This is a genomic window from Herbaspirillum hiltneri N3 (assembly GCF_001267925.1).
In the GTDB taxonomy this organism is placed as follows: domain Bacteria; phylum Pseudomonadota; class Gammaproteobacteria; order Burkholderiales; family Burkholderiaceae_D; genus Herbaspirillum; species Herbaspirillum hiltneri.
Genome location: NZ_CP011409.1, coordinates 2,667,106 through 2,682,781 on the forward strand (window position 1 = coordinate 2,667,106; position 15,676 = coordinate 2,682,781).

Annotated in this window: 13 protein-coding genes and 2 tRNA genes; 14 read left to right on the forward strand and 1 reads right to left on the reverse strand. The window is 59.3% G+C overall.

Annotation, left to right across the window (positions count from 1 at the left end; all coding sequences use genetic code 11):
• The first annotated feature begins 189 nt into the window (after positions 1-189).
• From F506_RS12125 to F506_RS12155, 7 genes are all read left to right on the forward strand, one after another.
• On the forward strand, positions 190-462 hold the full coding sequence (locus F506_RS12125; RefSeq protein ID WP_053197789.1) for an HU family DNA-binding protein: 273 nt from the start codon (positions 190-192) through the stop codon (positions 460-462).
• Between the two features lie 50 nt (positions 463-512).
• Positions 513-588: transfer RNA gene (locus F506_RS12130), tRNA-Val, on the forward strand.
• A 26-nt stretch (positions 589-614) separates the two neighbouring features.
• Positions 615-691, forward strand: a tRNA-Asp gene (locus tag F506_RS12135).
• Between the two features lie 707 nt (positions 692-1,398).
• Positions 1,399-3,174, forward strand: coding sequence for a sensor histidine kinase (locus F506_RS12140; protein ID WP_053197791.1), 1,776 nt, complete (start codon positions 1,399-1,401; stop codon positions 3,172-3,174).
• Positions 3,175-3,252: 78 nt separating this feature from the next.
• A complete protein-coding gene (locus F506_RS12145) occupies positions 3,253-4,710 on the forward strand; it encodes a hybrid sensor histidine kinase/response regulator (protein WP_053197793.1) in 1,458 nt (485 codons plus the stop codon).
• A gap of 3 nt (positions 4,711-4,713) precedes the next feature.
• Entirely contained in the window at positions 4,714-5,364 is a 651-nt protein-coding gene (locus F506_RS12150; protein ID WP_053197795.1) for a response regulator, read from the forward strand.
• Between the two features lie 224 nt (positions 5,365-5,588).
• Entirely contained in the window at positions 5,589-6,020 is a 432-nt protein-coding gene (locus F506_RS12155; RefSeq protein WP_186447235.1) for a response regulator, read from the forward strand.
• Positions 6,021-6,117: 97 nt separating this feature from the next.
• Here the strand turns inward: F506_RS12155 and F506_RS12160 are convergent, their stop codons facing one another.
• On the reverse strand, positions 6,118-6,774 hold the full coding sequence (locus F506_RS12160) for a Crp/Fnr family transcriptional regulator (protein WP_200907739.1): 657 nt from the start codon (positions 6,772-6,774) through the stop codon (positions 6,118-6,120).
• 285 nt (positions 6,775-7,059) lie between these two features.
• Here F506_RS12160 and F506_RS12165 point away from each other — a divergent pair, with 285 nt between their 5' ends.
• The 7 genes from F506_RS12165 (at position 7,060) to F506_RS12195 (ending at position 15,669) form a co-directional block, all read left to right on the forward strand.
• Positions 7,060-9,033, forward strand: coding sequence for an AMP-dependent synthetase/ligase (locus tag F506_RS12165; protein WP_053197801.1), 1,974 nt, complete (start codon positions 7,060-7,062; stop codon positions 9,031-9,033).
• 47 nt (positions 9,034-9,080) lie between these two features.
• On the forward strand, positions 9,081-9,902 hold the full coding sequence (locus tag F506_RS12170; RefSeq protein ID WP_235471536.1) for an ABC transporter ATP-binding protein: 822 nt from the start codon (positions 9,081-9,083) through the stop codon (positions 9,900-9,902).
• 61 nt (positions 9,903-9,963) lie between these two features.
• Complete coding sequence (locus F506_RS12175) at positions 9,964-10,878, forward strand: branched-chain amino acid ABC transporter permease (RefSeq protein ID WP_053197803.1); 915 nt, start codon at positions 9,964-9,966, stop codon at positions 10,876-10,878.
• A 103-nt stretch (positions 10,879-10,981) separates the two neighbouring features.
• Positions 10,982-12,058 carry a branched-chain amino acid ABC transporter permease gene (locus tag F506_RS12180; RefSeq protein WP_053197805.1) on the forward strand — a complete coding sequence of 359 codons (1,077 nt, stop codon included), beginning with the start codon at positions 10,982-10,984 and terminating at the stop codon, positions 12,056-12,058.
• 88 nt (positions 12,059-12,146) lie between these two features.
• Positions 12,147-13,466 (forward strand): ABC transporter substrate-binding protein, encoded by a 1,320-nt coding sequence (locus F506_RS12185; RefSeq protein WP_053197806.1) that lies wholly within the window; start codon positions 12,147-12,149, stop codon positions 13,464-13,466.
• Between the two features lie 109 nt (positions 13,467-13,575).
• Positions 13,576-14,379 (forward strand): ABC transporter ATP-binding protein, encoded by an 804-nt coding sequence (locus tag F506_RS12190; protein WP_053197808.1) that lies wholly within the window; start codon positions 13,576-13,578, stop codon positions 14,377-14,379.
• 36 nt (positions 14,380-14,415) lie between these two features.
• Positions 14,416-15,669, forward strand: a complete 1,254-nt coding sequence (locus tag F506_RS12195) for a phenylacetate--CoA ligase family protein (RefSeq protein ID WP_053197810.1) — start codon at positions 14,416-14,418, stop codon at positions 15,667-15,669.
• Positions 15,670-15,676 lie beyond the last annotated feature (7 nt).

The window sequence follows — 15,676 nt, forward strand, 5'->3', positions numbered from 1 at the left end:
TTTGGAAAACGCCATTTCGTGGGCCGGGTAAAACGCGGGTAAACCGCTTGACACAAGGATTTGCGGCTTGTTTAATACGTTCTGCAGATTTTTCTGCAAGGTGCGTGATGCGTGGTTTCGCTTCACCGGATCGGTGGCGCAGGCGTCACGAATGAAGCTTTGTTCAATCTTTAGTCTAGAGGGGCGTAAGTGAATAAAACCGAATTGATCGATCACATTGCGAAGCAGGCCGACATCTCCAAAGCGGCATCGGCGCGTGCGCTGGACGCGGTGATTGGCGCAGTGAAAAGCACATTGAAGAAGAACGGTTCAGTCACCCTTGTCGGTTTCGGCACATTCTCGGTCGGCAAGCGGGCTGCGCGCACTGGCCGCAATCCGCGTACGGGTGCTGCAATCAAGATCAAGGCTGCCAAGGTGCCGAAATTTAAACCTGGCAAAGGTTTGAAAGATGCGCTAAACTAGCGGTCTTTCGTCGTTGACAGACGATAAAAGACTGTTTGGGGTTAAGGTGCGGGTGCTTAGCTCAGTTGGTAGAGCAGCGCCCTTACAAGGCGCGGGTCGGGAGTTCGAGCCTCTCAGCACCCACCAGATCTCAAGTAGTCAGCAACGATTTAGGAGTGGTAGTTCAGTTGGTTAGAATACCGGCCTGTCACGCCGGGGGTCGCGGGTTCGAGTCCCGTCCACTCCGCCAGATTAAAAAGGTCTGCTCATCGAGCAGGCCTTTTTTCTTTTGCGCAGCAAAATCGCGGAGTGGAGGGAGCCGCCTGCGCGGCTCCCGGCGGGGCGAGAAGGGATTCGCTTGCAAGCGAATCCGCGGCCTGCAGCATGTAGGAGAGTCCCGTCCACTCCGCCAAATTAAAGAAAGGCCCGAGAAATCGGGCCTTTTTTCTTTTGCGCTCCGGATCGGATTGAGCACATCGTGGCTGCCAGAGTCAGGTTGCTCGCCCACAGGAGCGCCACGCCACCGCAACTCAAACTTTTGCGGAGTTTTCATCTTAATAAAATGCTATTTGGTAACGTCACTTGTTTGAGGCTATTATAAATACCTTCTAAAGAGTGCCTTGCGGTGACAGCTTTGCGCAGTGGCGGCAAGTAGATGTGCGTAGTAATGAGAAAATTTACTTTTTCCGTAAAAATATAATAAAAATCAAATAGTTACGAATATTCTCAAATCGCGGGCTTCGCGATATTGGTGTCGGCACCCTGGGTGGTTTTTGCCGGGCTGGGAATCTGGAAGTACAAGAAAAACGATCATGCAAGCCGACGCAGGAGAACGCAAATCGACGTAACCAAAAAGCTCTCTTTACAGTGAATTCGAGCAGGCGCTGAAATACGGCTTGAAATACAGCGCTGGCGCCATCGTCAAACCGTCAGCTTTATCGGGGACCCGATATTACGATGCCGAGATCAAACAAGCCGGAATCGAAGAACAGATCGGCGCAGGTCAACACCGGAGCGTTCTTCGTTCTTGCCGTGTTGTTGTCGATTGGGGTTGCCCTCGTGTCCTATCGCAGCGTGCGCATATTCGAGGCGCGCGCGATCTGGGTGCAGCATACGAATACCGTTTTGCAACGGCTGGAAGAAACCCATTCCACCTTGCGCAATCTGGTTGCCAACGCCCGCGGTTATGCGTTGTCGGGCCGGCAGGAGTATCTGCTCGGTTTTGAAGCGGATCGCAGCTTGCTGTACGAATTATTGAACGGTTTGCGCGCACTGCAGCTCGACAACCAGGAGCAACTGGATCGCCTGACTCACCTCAGCAGCAGCATTGCTCAGCGCATCGAACTGGCGCGGACGCTGATCGAGGCCGATAGGCGAGTGCGCATCGACAATGCTTACGAACACGGGCGCGACCTGAGCGAAGATATCCGCAAACAGTTCGTGGCCTTGAAGCAGGTCGAGCAGACGCTGCTGTCGGAGCGTTCCGCAGATACGCGCGAGAGTATACGCTGGACCCTCGCCGCCATCTTGGGCGGCAGTTTCGTCAGCGTCGTCATCCTGATCGCAGTCTACTTGCGACTCAAGCGCGAGACCATGCGTCGCCGCGAAGCGCAGACCAAGGCGCAACTGTATGCCGTCGAGATCGAAAGCCTGTACAACCAGGCCCCGTGCGGTTATCACTCCATCGATGAAGAAAGCGGTCTGATCGTGCAGATCAACGACACCGAACTGGCTTGGTTGGGATATGCGCGCGAGCAAGTCGTCGGCAAGATGACGCAGGCTGACCTGATGACCCCGTCCAGCGCGGAACGCTATCGCAAGGAGTTGCGGCCGCGTTTCTTGCGCAATGAGGCGGTTGGCGGCGTTGACGTTGATTACCTGCGCGCCGACGGCACGCACTTCTCCACCTTGATGAGCATCAGCACCGTGCCGCATCCCGACGACGGGCACGTGATCAGCCGCAACGTGATTTACGACATTTCCGGGCGCAAGCAAACCGAAAAGGAAATCGAAGAACTCAATGCCAGCCTGAAGCGCCAGACCCGGCACCTGAGCAATATCAACAAGGAGCTGGAGAGTTTTTCATATTCGGTGTCGCACGACTTGCGCGCGCCGCTGCGGGCCATTTCCGGCTACGCCATGATGGTGGAGGAAGATTACGCCAAAGAGCTCGACGCCAAAGGCCAGGAAATGCTGCGGGTGATTCGCAGGAACGTCGGCAAGATGGACGCCCTCATCAGCGATCTCCTCAAACTGTCCAAATCGGCGACCGATGAACTGACGCCGGGGCATTTTTCCATGCAGGATCAGGTCGAGCAATGCATCGCCGGGCTGCGCCGGGAGAACGATAGTGTCAAGTTCGTCGTCGATCCGCTGGAGGACGTCATTGCCAGCAAGGATTTGCTCGGCCAAGTGTGGGAAAACCTGCTGAGTAACGCCGTGAAATTCAGCAAGAAGGCCGAGCGTGCGGTAGTGCGTGTGTCGTCGACCTCGACACCGGAGGAGGTGATCTACCAGGTACAGGACAACGGCATCGGTTTCGACATGCGCTATGCGCACAAATTGTTCGGGACCTTCCAGCGCCTGCATCGCCAGGAGGATTACGCCGGCACCGGCATCGGACTGGCGCTGGTGCAGCGCATTGTGGTCAGGCACGGTGGCAGGGTTTGGGCGGAGGGCAGTCCGGGCGAGGGCGCCAGTTTCTATTTCGCGCTGCCGCGCCAGGGCTTGTAGCGGCAGGAAGACAAAACGACCGGCATCCGCAGGACGCCGGCTTCAACAAGAATTGTGGCGGGAAGCGAGCAAGAGCATATGAGTATTCCACTCCGGGTATTGTTTGTCGAAGACATGGAAGAGGACGTGATCCTCATGGTGCGCGAACTCAAGCGCGGTGGTTTCGAGCCCGCCTGGCAACGGGTCGACACCGGGCCGGACATGGAAGCAGCCTTGCGTGACAAATGGGACATTGTAATTTCAGACTATTCGATGCCCATGTTCAGCGCCGTCGATGCGCTGGAACTGGTCAAGCGGCAAACCGACCAGATCCCCTTCATCATCGTCTCGGGCGCCATCGGTGAGCAGACCGCCGTCGAGGTCATGAAGGCAGGGGCGCAGGATTACTTCCTCAAGAGCGCCATCACGCGCTTGCCGATTGCCGTCGAGCGTGAACTGCGCGACGCCCAGGTGCGCCGCAAACAGCGCGCCAGCGCCGCGGCCTTGCGCGAGATGCAGGCGCGCTTCTACGCCTTCATGAGTGCGGCACCGATGCCAGCCTGGATCAAGGACGCGGACTTGCGCTATCTCTACGTCAATCCGGCGCAGTCGGCCTTTTTCGGCATGACGCCGAACGACATGATCGGCCTGAGCGACTACGACATCATGTCCGGCGGCGCGGCGCAGAATGCCCAGGCGTGCGACCGCAAGGTGCTCGACAGCAATCGCGAGATGCACACGCAGGAGACCGTGTTCGATGCCGATCACAATCCCAAGATCATGGACATGGTGCGCTTCCCGATCGGCAGCGATGGCAAGATACTGGCGGCCGGGCTGGCAATGGACGTGACCGAGCGGGTCAATTCGCAAAAGGAGCTCGAGGAGGCCATGCAGCGCCAAAAGATGCTGGCCAGTCGCGTGATCGAGGTGCAGGAGCGCGAGCGCCAGCATCTGGCGCGCGGCTTGCATGACGACGTCGGCCAGTCGCTCACGGCGCTCAAGATCAATCTCGAAACCATCAAGAAAACCGGTTCGCTGGAAGGGCCGTCGCTGCAGAACGGCATCGACATCGTCGCCGCCGTGCTGTCGCAGGTACGCAGCCTGTCGCTGGATTTGCGGCCGCCACAGTTGGACAACCTGGGGTTGATCGCGACCTTGCGTTCGTATGTGGAGAACAAGTCCACCTTGGCCGGCGTCAAGGGCTGGTTCGAGAGTTCGCCCTTGTCGGTGGAGCTGCACCACGACATCGAGAACACCTGTTTTCGCATCGTGCAGGAAGCGGTCACCAACATCCTGCGTCACGCTCAGGCCGACAATATCTGGGTCAAGGTCAGCCAGCGCCAGGATCAGCTCAGCGTCAGCATCCGCGACGACGGCAAGGGCTTCGATCTCGAAAAGGCGCGCAGCAATGCGATTTCCGGCACCAGCTTCGGTTTGCTGAACATGGAAGAACGCGCCGTGCTGGTAGGCGGTACGATGGACATCATCTCTGCGCCCGGCAAGGGCGTGGAGATCATTTTGCAGTTACCTGTGACACCTGTCATGCGGAGGGGATAAAACATGTCAACAAGAATCGTATTGGCCGACGATCACGCACTGGTGCGCAGCGGTATCAAATCGCTGCTCATGGCAATGCCCGGGATCGAAGTGGTGGGTGAGGCCGATGACGGCAACGCCGCGATCGAACTGACCGAAAAACTCAAGCCCGATGTGGTCGTCATGGACATCGCAATGAAAGGCATGAACGGCCTGGAAGCGGTGCGTCGCTTGCGCGCGGAACATCCGGCCACCAAATTCCTGATGCTGTCGATGTATGGCAGCGAGGAATACGTGATGCAGGCCCTGAACGCCGGCGCCAACGGCTACTTGTTCAAGGATTCCGCTGCCTATGAGCTGGAGAAGGCGCTGATCGAGGTCATCCACGGCAGGCAATACCTGGATTCGCACATCTCCCGGGATGCGCTCGATCTGTACATGAAGAAAGTGGCGCAGGATGGCACGCCGGTGGAAGTCCTCACGCCGCGTCAGCGCGAGATACTGCAACTGATCGCCGAAGGAAACAACACCAAGGAGATCGCCTACCGCCTCAACGTCAGCGCCAAGACCATTGAAACCCACCGGGCGCAGCTCATGGAACGCCTGGAAATCCGCGATGTGCCTGGCCTGGTGCGGTATGCCATCCGCACCGGCCTGACGACATCGGACAAATGAACGGAGGAAACAAATGCTGACAAATAGACACGATTAATTGCTGAATCTAGGGTAAACCCTGATATCTTCCGTTGTCGATCATGCCATAATTAATTCACCAGACCTGATACTGCGCATGCGATTCACGCAGGGGAATTCAGCGTCGATCAAGCCTGCAACGGCCACAAGCCGACGCGGAATTTGATGGTGTCCGGCAATAAAAACTGCAAGAAAGCGATCTGCACATGGAGCAAATGGATATCATGCTGGTGGACGACAGCCCGGAGGTTGCGGAGCTGACGCGCATCGCTTTGGACAGCAAGAAACTGGCCGACAAGATGACCTGGTTTGCCGATGCCGAAGAGGCCGCAGACTATATGTTTTCAGATAGCAGCTTCGCCGCGCGCAAGGACCTGCATCCGCGGCTGATCCTGCTGGACCTGCACCTGCCGCTGATGAGTGGCCACGACTTTCTCAAGATCATCAAATCCAACGCCGCCACGGCGCATATCCCTGTGGTGATGTTTTCTTCTTCGGACGACCAGCGCGACATCGTGCAGAGCTATCAGCTCGGCGCCAACGGCTACCTGATGAAATCTGCCGATCCGCGCGAATTCATCGGCACCGTGGTCGACGCCGGCATGTACTGGGTGAATCGCAACAAGGCGGTGCGCTGAGGCTGAGAATCTTGCGGCAAAACCTTTGTGGCGATGACGGAAATAAAAATGCAGGCCGCAGCCTGCATTTTTCATGGTGGCGACGAACGCAGGCAATTCAGGAATGAAATTGCCGCAGCCCCTCGAGATCGAGGATGGTGATGCTGCCGTAATCCACCTTGAGCAGGCCGGCTTTCTCCAGCACCTGCAATGCCTGGTTGGCGCGCTGGCGCGATGCGCCCGACAGGTTGCCGACTTCTTCCTGCGAGATCTGCAACTCCAGCCCGATGCCGGGATTCAGATAGGGATTGAACAGCGCCGCCAGGCAGCGCGCCACGCGCGCATCGGGTTCCAGCATGCGGTCGTATTCGACCAGCGAGATGAACAGGCCCAGGCGCTCGTTGAGTTGCGTCACGAGAAAACGGTTGAACGGAATGCTGTTGTCGAGCAGCCAGAGATACGTTGCCTTGGGCATGTACAGCAACTCGCTGTCGCGCAGCGCCACCACATCGTATTTGCGCGGCTCGTCCTTGAGCAGCGAACCTTCGCCGAGCCAGCCGCCGTTGGCCATGCCGGCGAACGACACGGTCTTGCCTTCGGGCGACACGCTGCTCATTTTCAGCAGGCCTTCGTGCACGCCGATCCAGTGTGAAACCGGATCGCCTTTGTGGCAGACGAAACCGCCTGCGGGAATCTTGCGGCTGAATACTTCGGCTTGTACGCGCGCCAGTTGTTCACCGGTCAGCGAACGCGCCCAGATGCTCTTGCCCAGCATGTCTTTAATCGATGTCTTCGATGTCTCTGTCGTCATTATGATGCGTTGCAATATCAAAAGTTTGGCGATTGTTCGGCAATTGTCTGCGAGATGACAACCATGCCTCTCGACTCACACTACTATCATCGCACAAAAGCAGCGCACAACCGCCTGACTTGCCGCAGCACAAGAGCAGTAAGTGCAACGTAAGCATGTCGGTTCAGACTGACTTGACACACTGAACCCAGAACGTCCGGTACAAGACCGTTATCCGGCAAGCGGACGTTTATAAATAAAGGTGGGACGATGGTGGAGACAACACAACGTCCAGGAGCGCAGACATTTCCGCAGCTGCTCCTGATGCATGCAAAGGCGCGTCCGGATCGCCCGGCGTTCCGCGAAAAGGATCTCGGCATTTGGCAAACCACGACGTGGGCCCAGGTGGCGGACGAGGTGAGGGCGTTCGCCTGCGGCCTGGCGGCGCTCGGTTTCAAGCGCGGCATGAGCCTGGCGATCATCGGCAACAATTGCCCGCGGCTGTATTGGGCGATGTCCGCCACGCAATGCCTGGGCGGCATGCCTGTGCCACTGTACCAGGATGCGCCGGCCGCCGACATGTCTTATGTGCTCAATGACGCCGAGATCGATTTCGTCGTCGCCGAAGACCAGGAGCAGGTCGACAAGGTCTTCGAGATCAAGCTGAGCTTCTCCGGCGGCACCGAGCGTCCGACCCACATCATCTATGACGACGAACGCGGCATGCGTAATTATCGCCAGCCCGAGCTGTCGTCATTCGCCAGCGTGCAGGAACTGGGTCGCGCCTACGACAAGGCCAATCCGACCTTCTTCATGGATCAGATCAACGCGCTGACCAGCGACGACATCGCCATCATCCTGTATACCTCCGGCACCACCGGCAAGCCCAAGGGCGTGTGCCATTCGCATGCGGCAATGATCGCGACGGCGCAGACACTGGTCGATTTCGACCAGTTGAACGAGAAGGACGACGTGCTGTGCTACCTGCCGCTGGCCTGGGTGGGCGACTTCCTGTATTCGTTCGCACAGACTCACGTGGCCGGCTTCTGCCTCAATTGCCCGGAATCGCCGAGTACGGTCATGACCGACCTGCGCGAAATCGGACCGACGTATTATTTCGCACCGCCGCGCATCTATGAAAACATCCTTACGCAAGTGATGATCCGCATCGAGGACGCGGGCTGGGTCAAGCGCCAACTGTTCCACGGCTTCATGAAGATCGCTCGCCGTGTCGGCATGCGCATCCTCGACAAGAAGCCGGACGTCTCGCTGTCCGACCGCCTGCTCTACGCCATCGGCCACCTGGTCATCTACGGTCCGCTCAAGAACGTGCTGGGCATGTCGCGCATCCGCGTGGCCTACACCGGCGGCGAAGCGATCGGTCCTGACCTGTTCGACTTCTATCGCTCGCTCGGCATCAACCTCAAGCAGCTGTACGGCATGACCGAAACCTGCGTCACGGTCTGCATGCAGCCCTCCGGCGACGTCAAGCTCGACACCGTGGGCCGGCCGATGCGCGGCGTCGAAGTCCACATCGACGCCAGCGGTGAAGTGCTGGTGCGCTCGCCGGGATTGATGAAGTCCTACTTCAAGCGCCCTGACGCCACCGCCGAAGCGATCGATGAAAACGGCTACTTCCACACCGGCGATGCCGGCTTCTTCGACAGCGACGGCCACCTGAAGATCATCGACCGCGCCAAGGATGTCGGCAAGATGGCCTGCGGCACGATGTTCGCGCCCAAGTACATCGAGAACAAGCTGAAGTTCTTCCCCTTCATCAAGGAAGCCGTGGTGTTCGGCAACCAGCGCGAGCAATGCACGGCCTTCATCAACATCGACATGGACGCCGTCGGCAACTGGGCCGAGCGCCGCAACTTGGCGTATAGCGGCTATACGGACCTGGCGGCGCACGAGAGCGTGTATGCGCTGGTGGCCGATTGCGTGGAAAAGGTCAATGCCGACCTGGTGCAGGATCCCTTGCTGGCCGACTCGCAGGTGCATCGCTTCCTGGTGCTGCACAAGGAACTGGATCCCGATGACGACGAGCTGACGCGCACACGCAAGGTGCGGCGCGGTTTCATCGCCGAAAAATATGCGGTGCTGATCGATGCGCTGTACGCAGGCAAGCAGTCGCAGTACATCGAGACGCAGGTGAAATTCGAAGACGGTCGCCAGGGCATGATTGCGGCCGACCTCAGGATTGCCGACGTCAAGACTTTCGCCAACCTCAACCAAGCGGCATAGCCTGCATGACCACCATGAAAAGACATATCACGGAAGAAGTGCAGCCGATGGAGCAGGAACGAGAGGTCGCCACGGGAGAAAACGACGGCGCACGCAAGATCGGCGAAGTCATCCTCGACTTGCAGAACATTTCGCTGTCTTTCGGTGGCGTCAAGGCGCTGACCGACATTTCATTCAACGTGCGCGAGCATGAAATCCGCGCCATCATCGGCCCCAATGGCGCCGGCAAGAGCTCGATGATCAACGTCATCAACGGCGTTTACCACCCGCAGAAGGGCAATATCGTCTTTCGCGGCGAGCAGCGCCACAGCATGCATCCGAGCAAGGTGGCGCGCCAGGGCATCGCCCGCACTTTTCAGAACATCGCCTTGTTCAAGGGCATGACCGTGCTCGACAACATCATGACCGGGCGCAACACCAAGATGCACTCGAGTTTCCTCGCCAATGCGATCTGGTGGGGCAGCGCCCGCAAGGAAGAAATCTTGCACCGGCACAAAGTCGAAGAGGTGATCGACTTCCTCGAAATCCAGCACATCCGCAAGACCCCGGTGGGGCGCCTTCCATATGGCCTGCAGAAGCGCGTCGAGCTGGCGCGCGCGCTGGCGGCAGAGCCGGACATGCTGCTGCTGGATGAGCCGATGGCCGGCATGAACGTGGAAGAGAAGCAGGACATGTGCCGCTTCATCCTCGACGTCAACGAACAGTTCGGCACCACCATCGTGCTGATCGAACATGACATGGGCGTGGTCATGGACATCTCGGATCGCGTGGTGGTGCTCGACTACGGCAAGAAGATCGGCGACGGGACACCGGACGAAGTGATGGCCAATCCCGAAGTCATCAAAGCTTACCTCGGCACTTCTCATTGAAGCTGTTGAGGATCAAGACACGCAGAAGAAGCAGAACAAGCAGAACAAGCGGAGAACGCAGATGCAATTTTTCTTTGAAGTGACGCTGAGCGGATTGTTGTCCGGCCTCATGTATTCCCTGGTGGCGCTCGGCTTCGTGCTGATCTACAAGGCCTCGGGCGTATTCAATTTTGCGCAGGGCGCGATGGTGTATTTCGCTGCACTGGCAGTGGTTGGCCTGATGGAAAAGGGCATGCCGATGTGGGCCGCCATCATCGGCGCCTTCGTGGTGATGATCCTGGTGGGCCTGGCGACGGAGCGTTTCGTGCTGCGCAAGCTGGTCAATCAGCCGCCGATCACGTTGTTCATGGCGACCATCGGGCTGGCGTTTTTCCTCGAAGGCTTGGGCCCTCTGCTGTTCGGCAGCGAAGTGCGTCCGATCGAACTGGGCATCGTCGATGAACCGATCATGTCGATCATGGACAGCATCGGCATCGGGATCTCCAAATTCGACCTGTTCGCCTCGGGCATGGTGATCGGACTGGTCGCGCTGCTGGCGCTGTTCTTCCAGAAGACCAAGGTCGGTCGCGCTTTGCGTGCCGTTGCGGACGATCACCAGGCAGCCTTGTCGCTGGGCATTCCGCTGCAGCACATCTGGGCGGTGGTGTGGGGCGTCGCCGGTTTCGTGGCGCTGGTCGCCGGCCTGCTGTGGGGCTCGCGCAACGGCGTGCAGTTCGCGCTGACGATGACGGCGCTGAAGGCTTTGCCGGTGCTGATCCTGGGAGGCTTCACCTCGATTCCCGGTGCGATCGTCGGCGGGCTGATCATCGGTGCATCCGAGAAGCTGGCCGAGATTTACATCCCGCCGGTGTTGCAGGATCTGTTCGGCGGCAATTTTGGCGGCATCGAAGGGTGGTTCCCGTACGTGTTCGCGCTGTTGTTCCTGCTGGTGCGTCCGGAGGGATTGTTCGGCGAGCGGCATATTGACCGGGTCTGATCGGGCCGGTCGGGGCCGATCGTGATTCGATCCGGCAGCAGTGCAAAAAATACAGGACGAAGCACATTGACGCTTCGCCGCATGGAGACACAGGAGAAACACTATGCTTTATCGTGAGGCCGGGCAGTTCAAGACATCGTACATTGCCGACAGCCAGATTTTCCCGATCCGTCAGGATCGTATCGGCATGGCGATTTTGCTGGCGATCGCTTTCGTCGGCATTCCGCTGGTCGGCAGCGAATACTGGTTTTCGGCGATCCTGATTCCGTTCCTGGTGTTCGCGCTGGCGGCGTTGGGACTGAATATCCTGACCGGCTATGCGGGCCAGCTGTCGCTCGGATCGGCCGCTTTCATGGCGGTGGGGGCGTATGCGGCCTACAACTTCCAACTGCGCGTCGAAGGCATCCCCATTGTGCTGTCGTTCATCCTGGCCGGCGGTTGTGCGGCGCTGGTGGGCATCGTGTTCGGTCTGCCGTCGCTGCGCATCAAGGGCTTTTATCTGGCGGTGGCAACGCTGGCGGCGCAGTTCTTCGTGGTGTGGGCGCTGACCAAGTTTTCCTGGTTCTCCAACAACAGTTCCTCGGGCGTGATCAGCACGCAGAAGATCGACTTCTTCGGCATCGCCATCAATTCGCCGGTCAGGAAATACCTGTTCGTGCTCGGCATCGTCTGCGTGATGGCGATGCTGGCCAAGAACCTGGTGCGCTCCTCGACCGGCCGTGCCTGGATGGCGGTGCGCGACATGGACGTGGCGGCGGAAGTGATCGGCATCCAGCTCATGCGCACCAAGCTGCTGGCGTTCGCGGTGAGCTCGTTCTTCTGCGGGGTGGCGGGCGCGCTGTATGCGTTCTGCTACCTCGGTTCGGTGGAGCCGGACGGCTTCTCGCTGGATCTGTCGTTCCGCATCCTGTTCATGATCATCATCGGCGGCGTCGGCAGCATCCTCGGCGCTTTCCTCGGCTCGGCCTTCATCCTGCTGCTGCCGATCTTTCTCGACAATGTGCTGCCGCCGCTGGCGTCGCTCTTGCACCTGCCGTTCACCAATGCGACGGTGTCGCATATCCAGCTCATGCTGTTCGGCGGGCTGATCATTTTCTTCCTGATTGTCGAGCCGCACGGACTGGCGCGCCTGTGGCAGATCACCAAGGAGAAGCTGCGCCTGTGGCCGTTCCCGCATTAAGAATTACTGTTTTTCAGAAGCAAAACGATGCGTGCACAGAAGTAAAAATGAGGTACGCACATGGGTAATAAAACTCAAGGAGACACGTATGAAAAATATCAAACAGCTTGTGCTTGCCGCGACCGTCGCTGCAAGCCTGTTGGCTCCCGCGCTGCCGGCGATGGCCCAGGCCAGTGACCAGTTCATTGCGATTCCGAGCTATCGCGTCGGCCCGTACGGCACCAACGGCCAGTCGTACTACGGCGGCTACGTCGACTACCTGAACTACGTCAATCTCAAGGACGGCGGCGTCAACGGCGTCAAGCTGTCCTGGGAAGAATGCGAAACCGAGTACAACAACGCCAAGGGCGTCGAGTGCTATGAGCGCATGAAGAACAAGAATCCGGTAACCAAGGGCACCGCGATCAATTCGATGGCGACCGGTATTTCCTACGCGCTGATCGACAAGAGCGTCGAAGACAAGGTGCCGCTGCTGATGATGGGCTACGGCCGTACCGATGCAGTGGACGGTTCGGTGTTCCCGTATGCCTTCCCGCTGGTGACGACTTACCAGATGCAGGTGTCGGCGATCGTCAAGTTCCTTACTACCAAGAACGGCGGCTCGCTGGCCGGCAAGAAGATCGTGTTCCTCTATCACGATTCGGCCTACGGCAAGGAGCCTATCGTGGCGCTGGAAGCCGAGGCGACGCTGGGCAAATTCAAGGTGGTGCAGATCCCCGTGGCCCATCCGGGCAACGAGCAGGGCGCGCAATGGCTGAAGATCCGCCAGGAAAATCCGGATTACGTGATCTTCTGGGGCTGGGGCGTGATGAACCAGACCGCCCTGAAGGCGGCGCAAAAGGTCGGCTTTGCACGCGACAAGATCATCGGTTCGTGGTGGGCCGGCTCTGAGGAAGACACCATTCCTGCAGGCGAGGCCGCCAAGGGTTACATGAGCGCGACCTGGAACGTGGCGGGCAAGGGCGTGCCGCTGATTGCCGACATCGAGAAGGTGGTCTACGGCGCCGGCAAGGGCAACCTGCAGGACAAGGCCAAGATCGGTTCGATCCTGTACAACCGCGGCGTCTCGGCGGCCATCGCCACGGTGGAAGCCGTGCGTACTGCACAAGGCAAGTTCGGCAAGAAGGTCATGAGCGGCGAAGACGTGCGCTGGGGCCTGGAAAACCTCAACATCACCAACGCGCGCCTGCAACAGCTGGGCGCCACCGGCCTGCTGCCTGAGATCAAGACTTCCTGCGACAACCACGAAGGTTCGGGCAAGGTCAAGATCCAGCAATGGGACGGCAGCAAGTGGGTGCTGGTGTCGGATTGGATCGAAGGCAACAAGAACCTGATCCACCCGCTGTTCAAGGCTTCCGCCGCGAAGTATGCGAAAGAAAAGGGTATTACCCCTGCCTGCATGAAATAAGTCCAGGCCTTGGCGTCGGTGCGTTGAAATGTGTCGGGCGCATCGACGCTTTTTTGGCAAGAGAATCTGAACAGCAAGTCCGAACAAGGCAGTCCAAGCCGGAGCAAGCATGGGTACAGCACTCAACATCAACAACATCGAAGTCATCTACGACCACGTGATCCTGGTCCTCAAGGGTGTCTCGCTGGCGGTGCCGGAAGGCAAGATCGTCGCACTGCTGGGCGCCAACGGCGCCGGCAAGAGCACCACGCTCAAGGCGATTTCCAACCTGCTGGGCGCCGAACGCGGCGACGTCACCAAGGGCAGCATTGAGTTCAAGGGCGAGCGCGTCGACAGGATGACGCCCAACGACCTGGTCAAGCGCGGCGTGATCCAGGTAATGGAAGGCCGGCATTGTTTCGGCCATCTGACGATCGAGGAAAACCTGCTGACTGGCGCCTACACGCGCAACATCAGCAACGCCGAAGTGAAGCAGGAACTGGAAAAGATCTACGACTACTTCCCGCGCCTGAAGGTGCGCCGCAAGTCGCAGTCGGGCTACACCTCCGGCGGTGAACAGCAGATGACCGCGATCGGCCGCGCCATGATGGCCAAGCCGTCGATGATCCTGCTCGACGAACCCTCGATGGGGCTGGCGCCGCAGATCGTGGAAGAGATCTTCGAGATCGTCAAGGATCTCAACACCAAGGAAAACGTGTCTTTCCTGCTGGCCGAACAGAACACCATGGTGGCGCTGCGCTACGCCGATTTCGGCTACATCCTGGAGAACGGCCGCGTGGTAATGGAGGGCGCGGCCAATGATCTCGCCAGCAACGAGGACGTCAAGGAGTTCTACCTCGGCGTGTCGGCGGCGGGGCGCAAGAATTTCCGCGACATGAAGTTTTATCGGCGGCGCAAGCGCTGGCTGGCTTGATGCAATTCTTCCTCAGTCCACGCATACGGTAAATTCATGTCCGACATTCTCGATACTCTGGAACAACGCGATCCGCAACAACGCGAAGCCGCGCTCATGTCCGCCTTGCCCGGTCTGGTGGCGCGCGCGCAAGGCGCCGAAGGCTGGAACCGCATCCTCAAGGGCGTCAGCGCCGGCGATATCGGCACGCGCGCGGCATTGGCGCAGTTGCCGGTCACGCGCAAATCGGACCTGAAAGATCTGCAGGCGGCGACGCCGCCGTTCGGCGGACTCAACACCACGCCGCATCGCCAGCTGCGCCGGCTGTTCGTGTCGCCTGGCCCGATCTTCGATCCGGAGGGATACAGCCAGGACTGGTGGCGTTTCGAGCGGCCGATGCGTGCGCTGGGGCTGCGCGCCGGACACATCATCCAGAACTGTTTTTCCTATCACTTCACGCCGGCGGCTTTCATGGCCGAAGGCGCGGCCGCCAAGCTCGGCTGTGCGGTGATTCCGTCGGGCATCGGCCAGACCGAATTGCAGGTTCAGACCATGGCGGCATTGCGGCCGGATGCTTACGTCGGTACGCCGTCCTTCCTCAAGATCATCATCGAGAAGGCGCAGGAAATGGGCGTCGCCCTCGACAGCCTGCAGCGCGCTTTGGTCAGCGCCGAGGCCTTGCCGCCGTCGCTGCGCAGCTGGTTCCACGACAATGGCGTGCCGAACGTGTTGCAGCTGTATGCCTCGGCCGACATCGGCAACATCGCCTACGAGTCGATCAGCGAGGGCAAGGTCAATCCGGGCATGATCCTCGACGAAGACCTGATTCTCGAAATCGTGCGCCCCGGCACCGGCGACCCGGTCAAGCCGGGTGAGGTCGGCGAAGTGGTGGTGACGTCGTTCAATCCGGACTATCCGCTGATCCGTTTCGGCACCGGCGACCTGACCGCAGCGCTGGATGGCGTCTCGCCGTGCGGCCGCAGCAACACGCGCATCAAGGGCTGGATGGGACGCGCCGACCAGACCACCAAGGTGCGCGGGATGTTCGTGCATCCTTCTCAGGTGGCCGAGATTACGCGGCGCCATGGACTGATCCTGAAGGCGCGGCTGGTGGTGAGCGGCGAGATGGCCAACGACAGCATGACGCTGCATTGCGAAACCTCGGACATGGAAAGCGCCGCGGCGCAGGCGGCGGCGATTGCCGACAGCGTGCGCGACATTACCAAGCTCAGGGGAGAGGTGCTGTTTGCGGCGCCGGGAAGCCTGCCCAACGACGGCAAGGTCATCGAGGACGCGCGCAAGTACGAATAATCAGCGG

What these genes read in the sequence shown, in the direction of transcription:
- F506_RS12140 (WP_053197791.1), top strand. Translation starts at nt 1,399, where the DNA reads ATGCCGAGATCAAACAAGCCGGAATCGAAGAACAGATCGGCGCAGGTC.
- F506_RS12145 (WP_053197793.1), top strand. Translation starts at nt 3,253, where the DNA reads ATGAGTATTCCACTCCGGGTATTGTTTGTCGAAGACATGGAAGAGGAC.
- F506_RS12150 (WP_053197795.1), top strand. Translation starts at nt 4,714, where the DNA reads ATGTCAACAAGAATCGTATTGGCCGACGATCACGCACTGGTGCGCAGC.
- F506_RS12155 (WP_186447235.1), top strand. Translation starts at nt 5,589, where the DNA reads ATGGAGCAAATGGATATCATGCTGGTGGACGACAGCCCGGAGGTTGCG.
- F506_RS12160 (WP_200907739.1), bottom strand. Translation starts at nt 6,774, where the DNA reads ATGCTGGGCAAGAGCATCTGGGCGCGTTCGCTGACCGGTGAACAACTG.
- F506_RS12165 (WP_053197801.1), top strand. Translation starts at nt 7,060, where the DNA reads ATGGTGGAGACAACACAACGTCCAGGAGCGCAGACATTTCCGCAGCTG.
- F506_RS12170 (WP_235471536.1), top strand. Translation starts at nt 9,081, where the DNA reads ATGGAGCAGGAACGAGAGGTCGCCACGGGAGAAAACGACGGCGCACGC.
- F506_RS12175 (WP_053197803.1), top strand. Translation starts at nt 9,964, where the DNA reads ATGCAATTTTTCTTTGAAGTGACGCTGAGCGGATTGTTGTCCGGCCTC.
- F506_RS12180 (WP_053197805.1), top strand. Translation starts at nt 10,982, where the DNA reads ATGCTTTATCGTGAGGCCGGGCAGTTCAAGACATCGTACATTGCCGAC.
- F506_RS12185 (WP_053197806.1), top strand. Translation starts at nt 12,147, where the DNA reads ATGAAAAATATCAAACAGCTTGTGCTTGCCGCGACCGTCGCTGCAAGC.
- F506_RS12190 (WP_053197808.1), top strand. Translation starts at nt 13,576, where the DNA reads ATGGGTACAGCACTCAACATCAACAACATCGAAGTCATCTACGACCAC.
- F506_RS12195 (WP_053197810.1), top strand. Translation starts at nt 14,416, where the DNA reads ATGTCCGACATTCTCGATACTCTGGAACAACGCGATCCGCAACAACGC.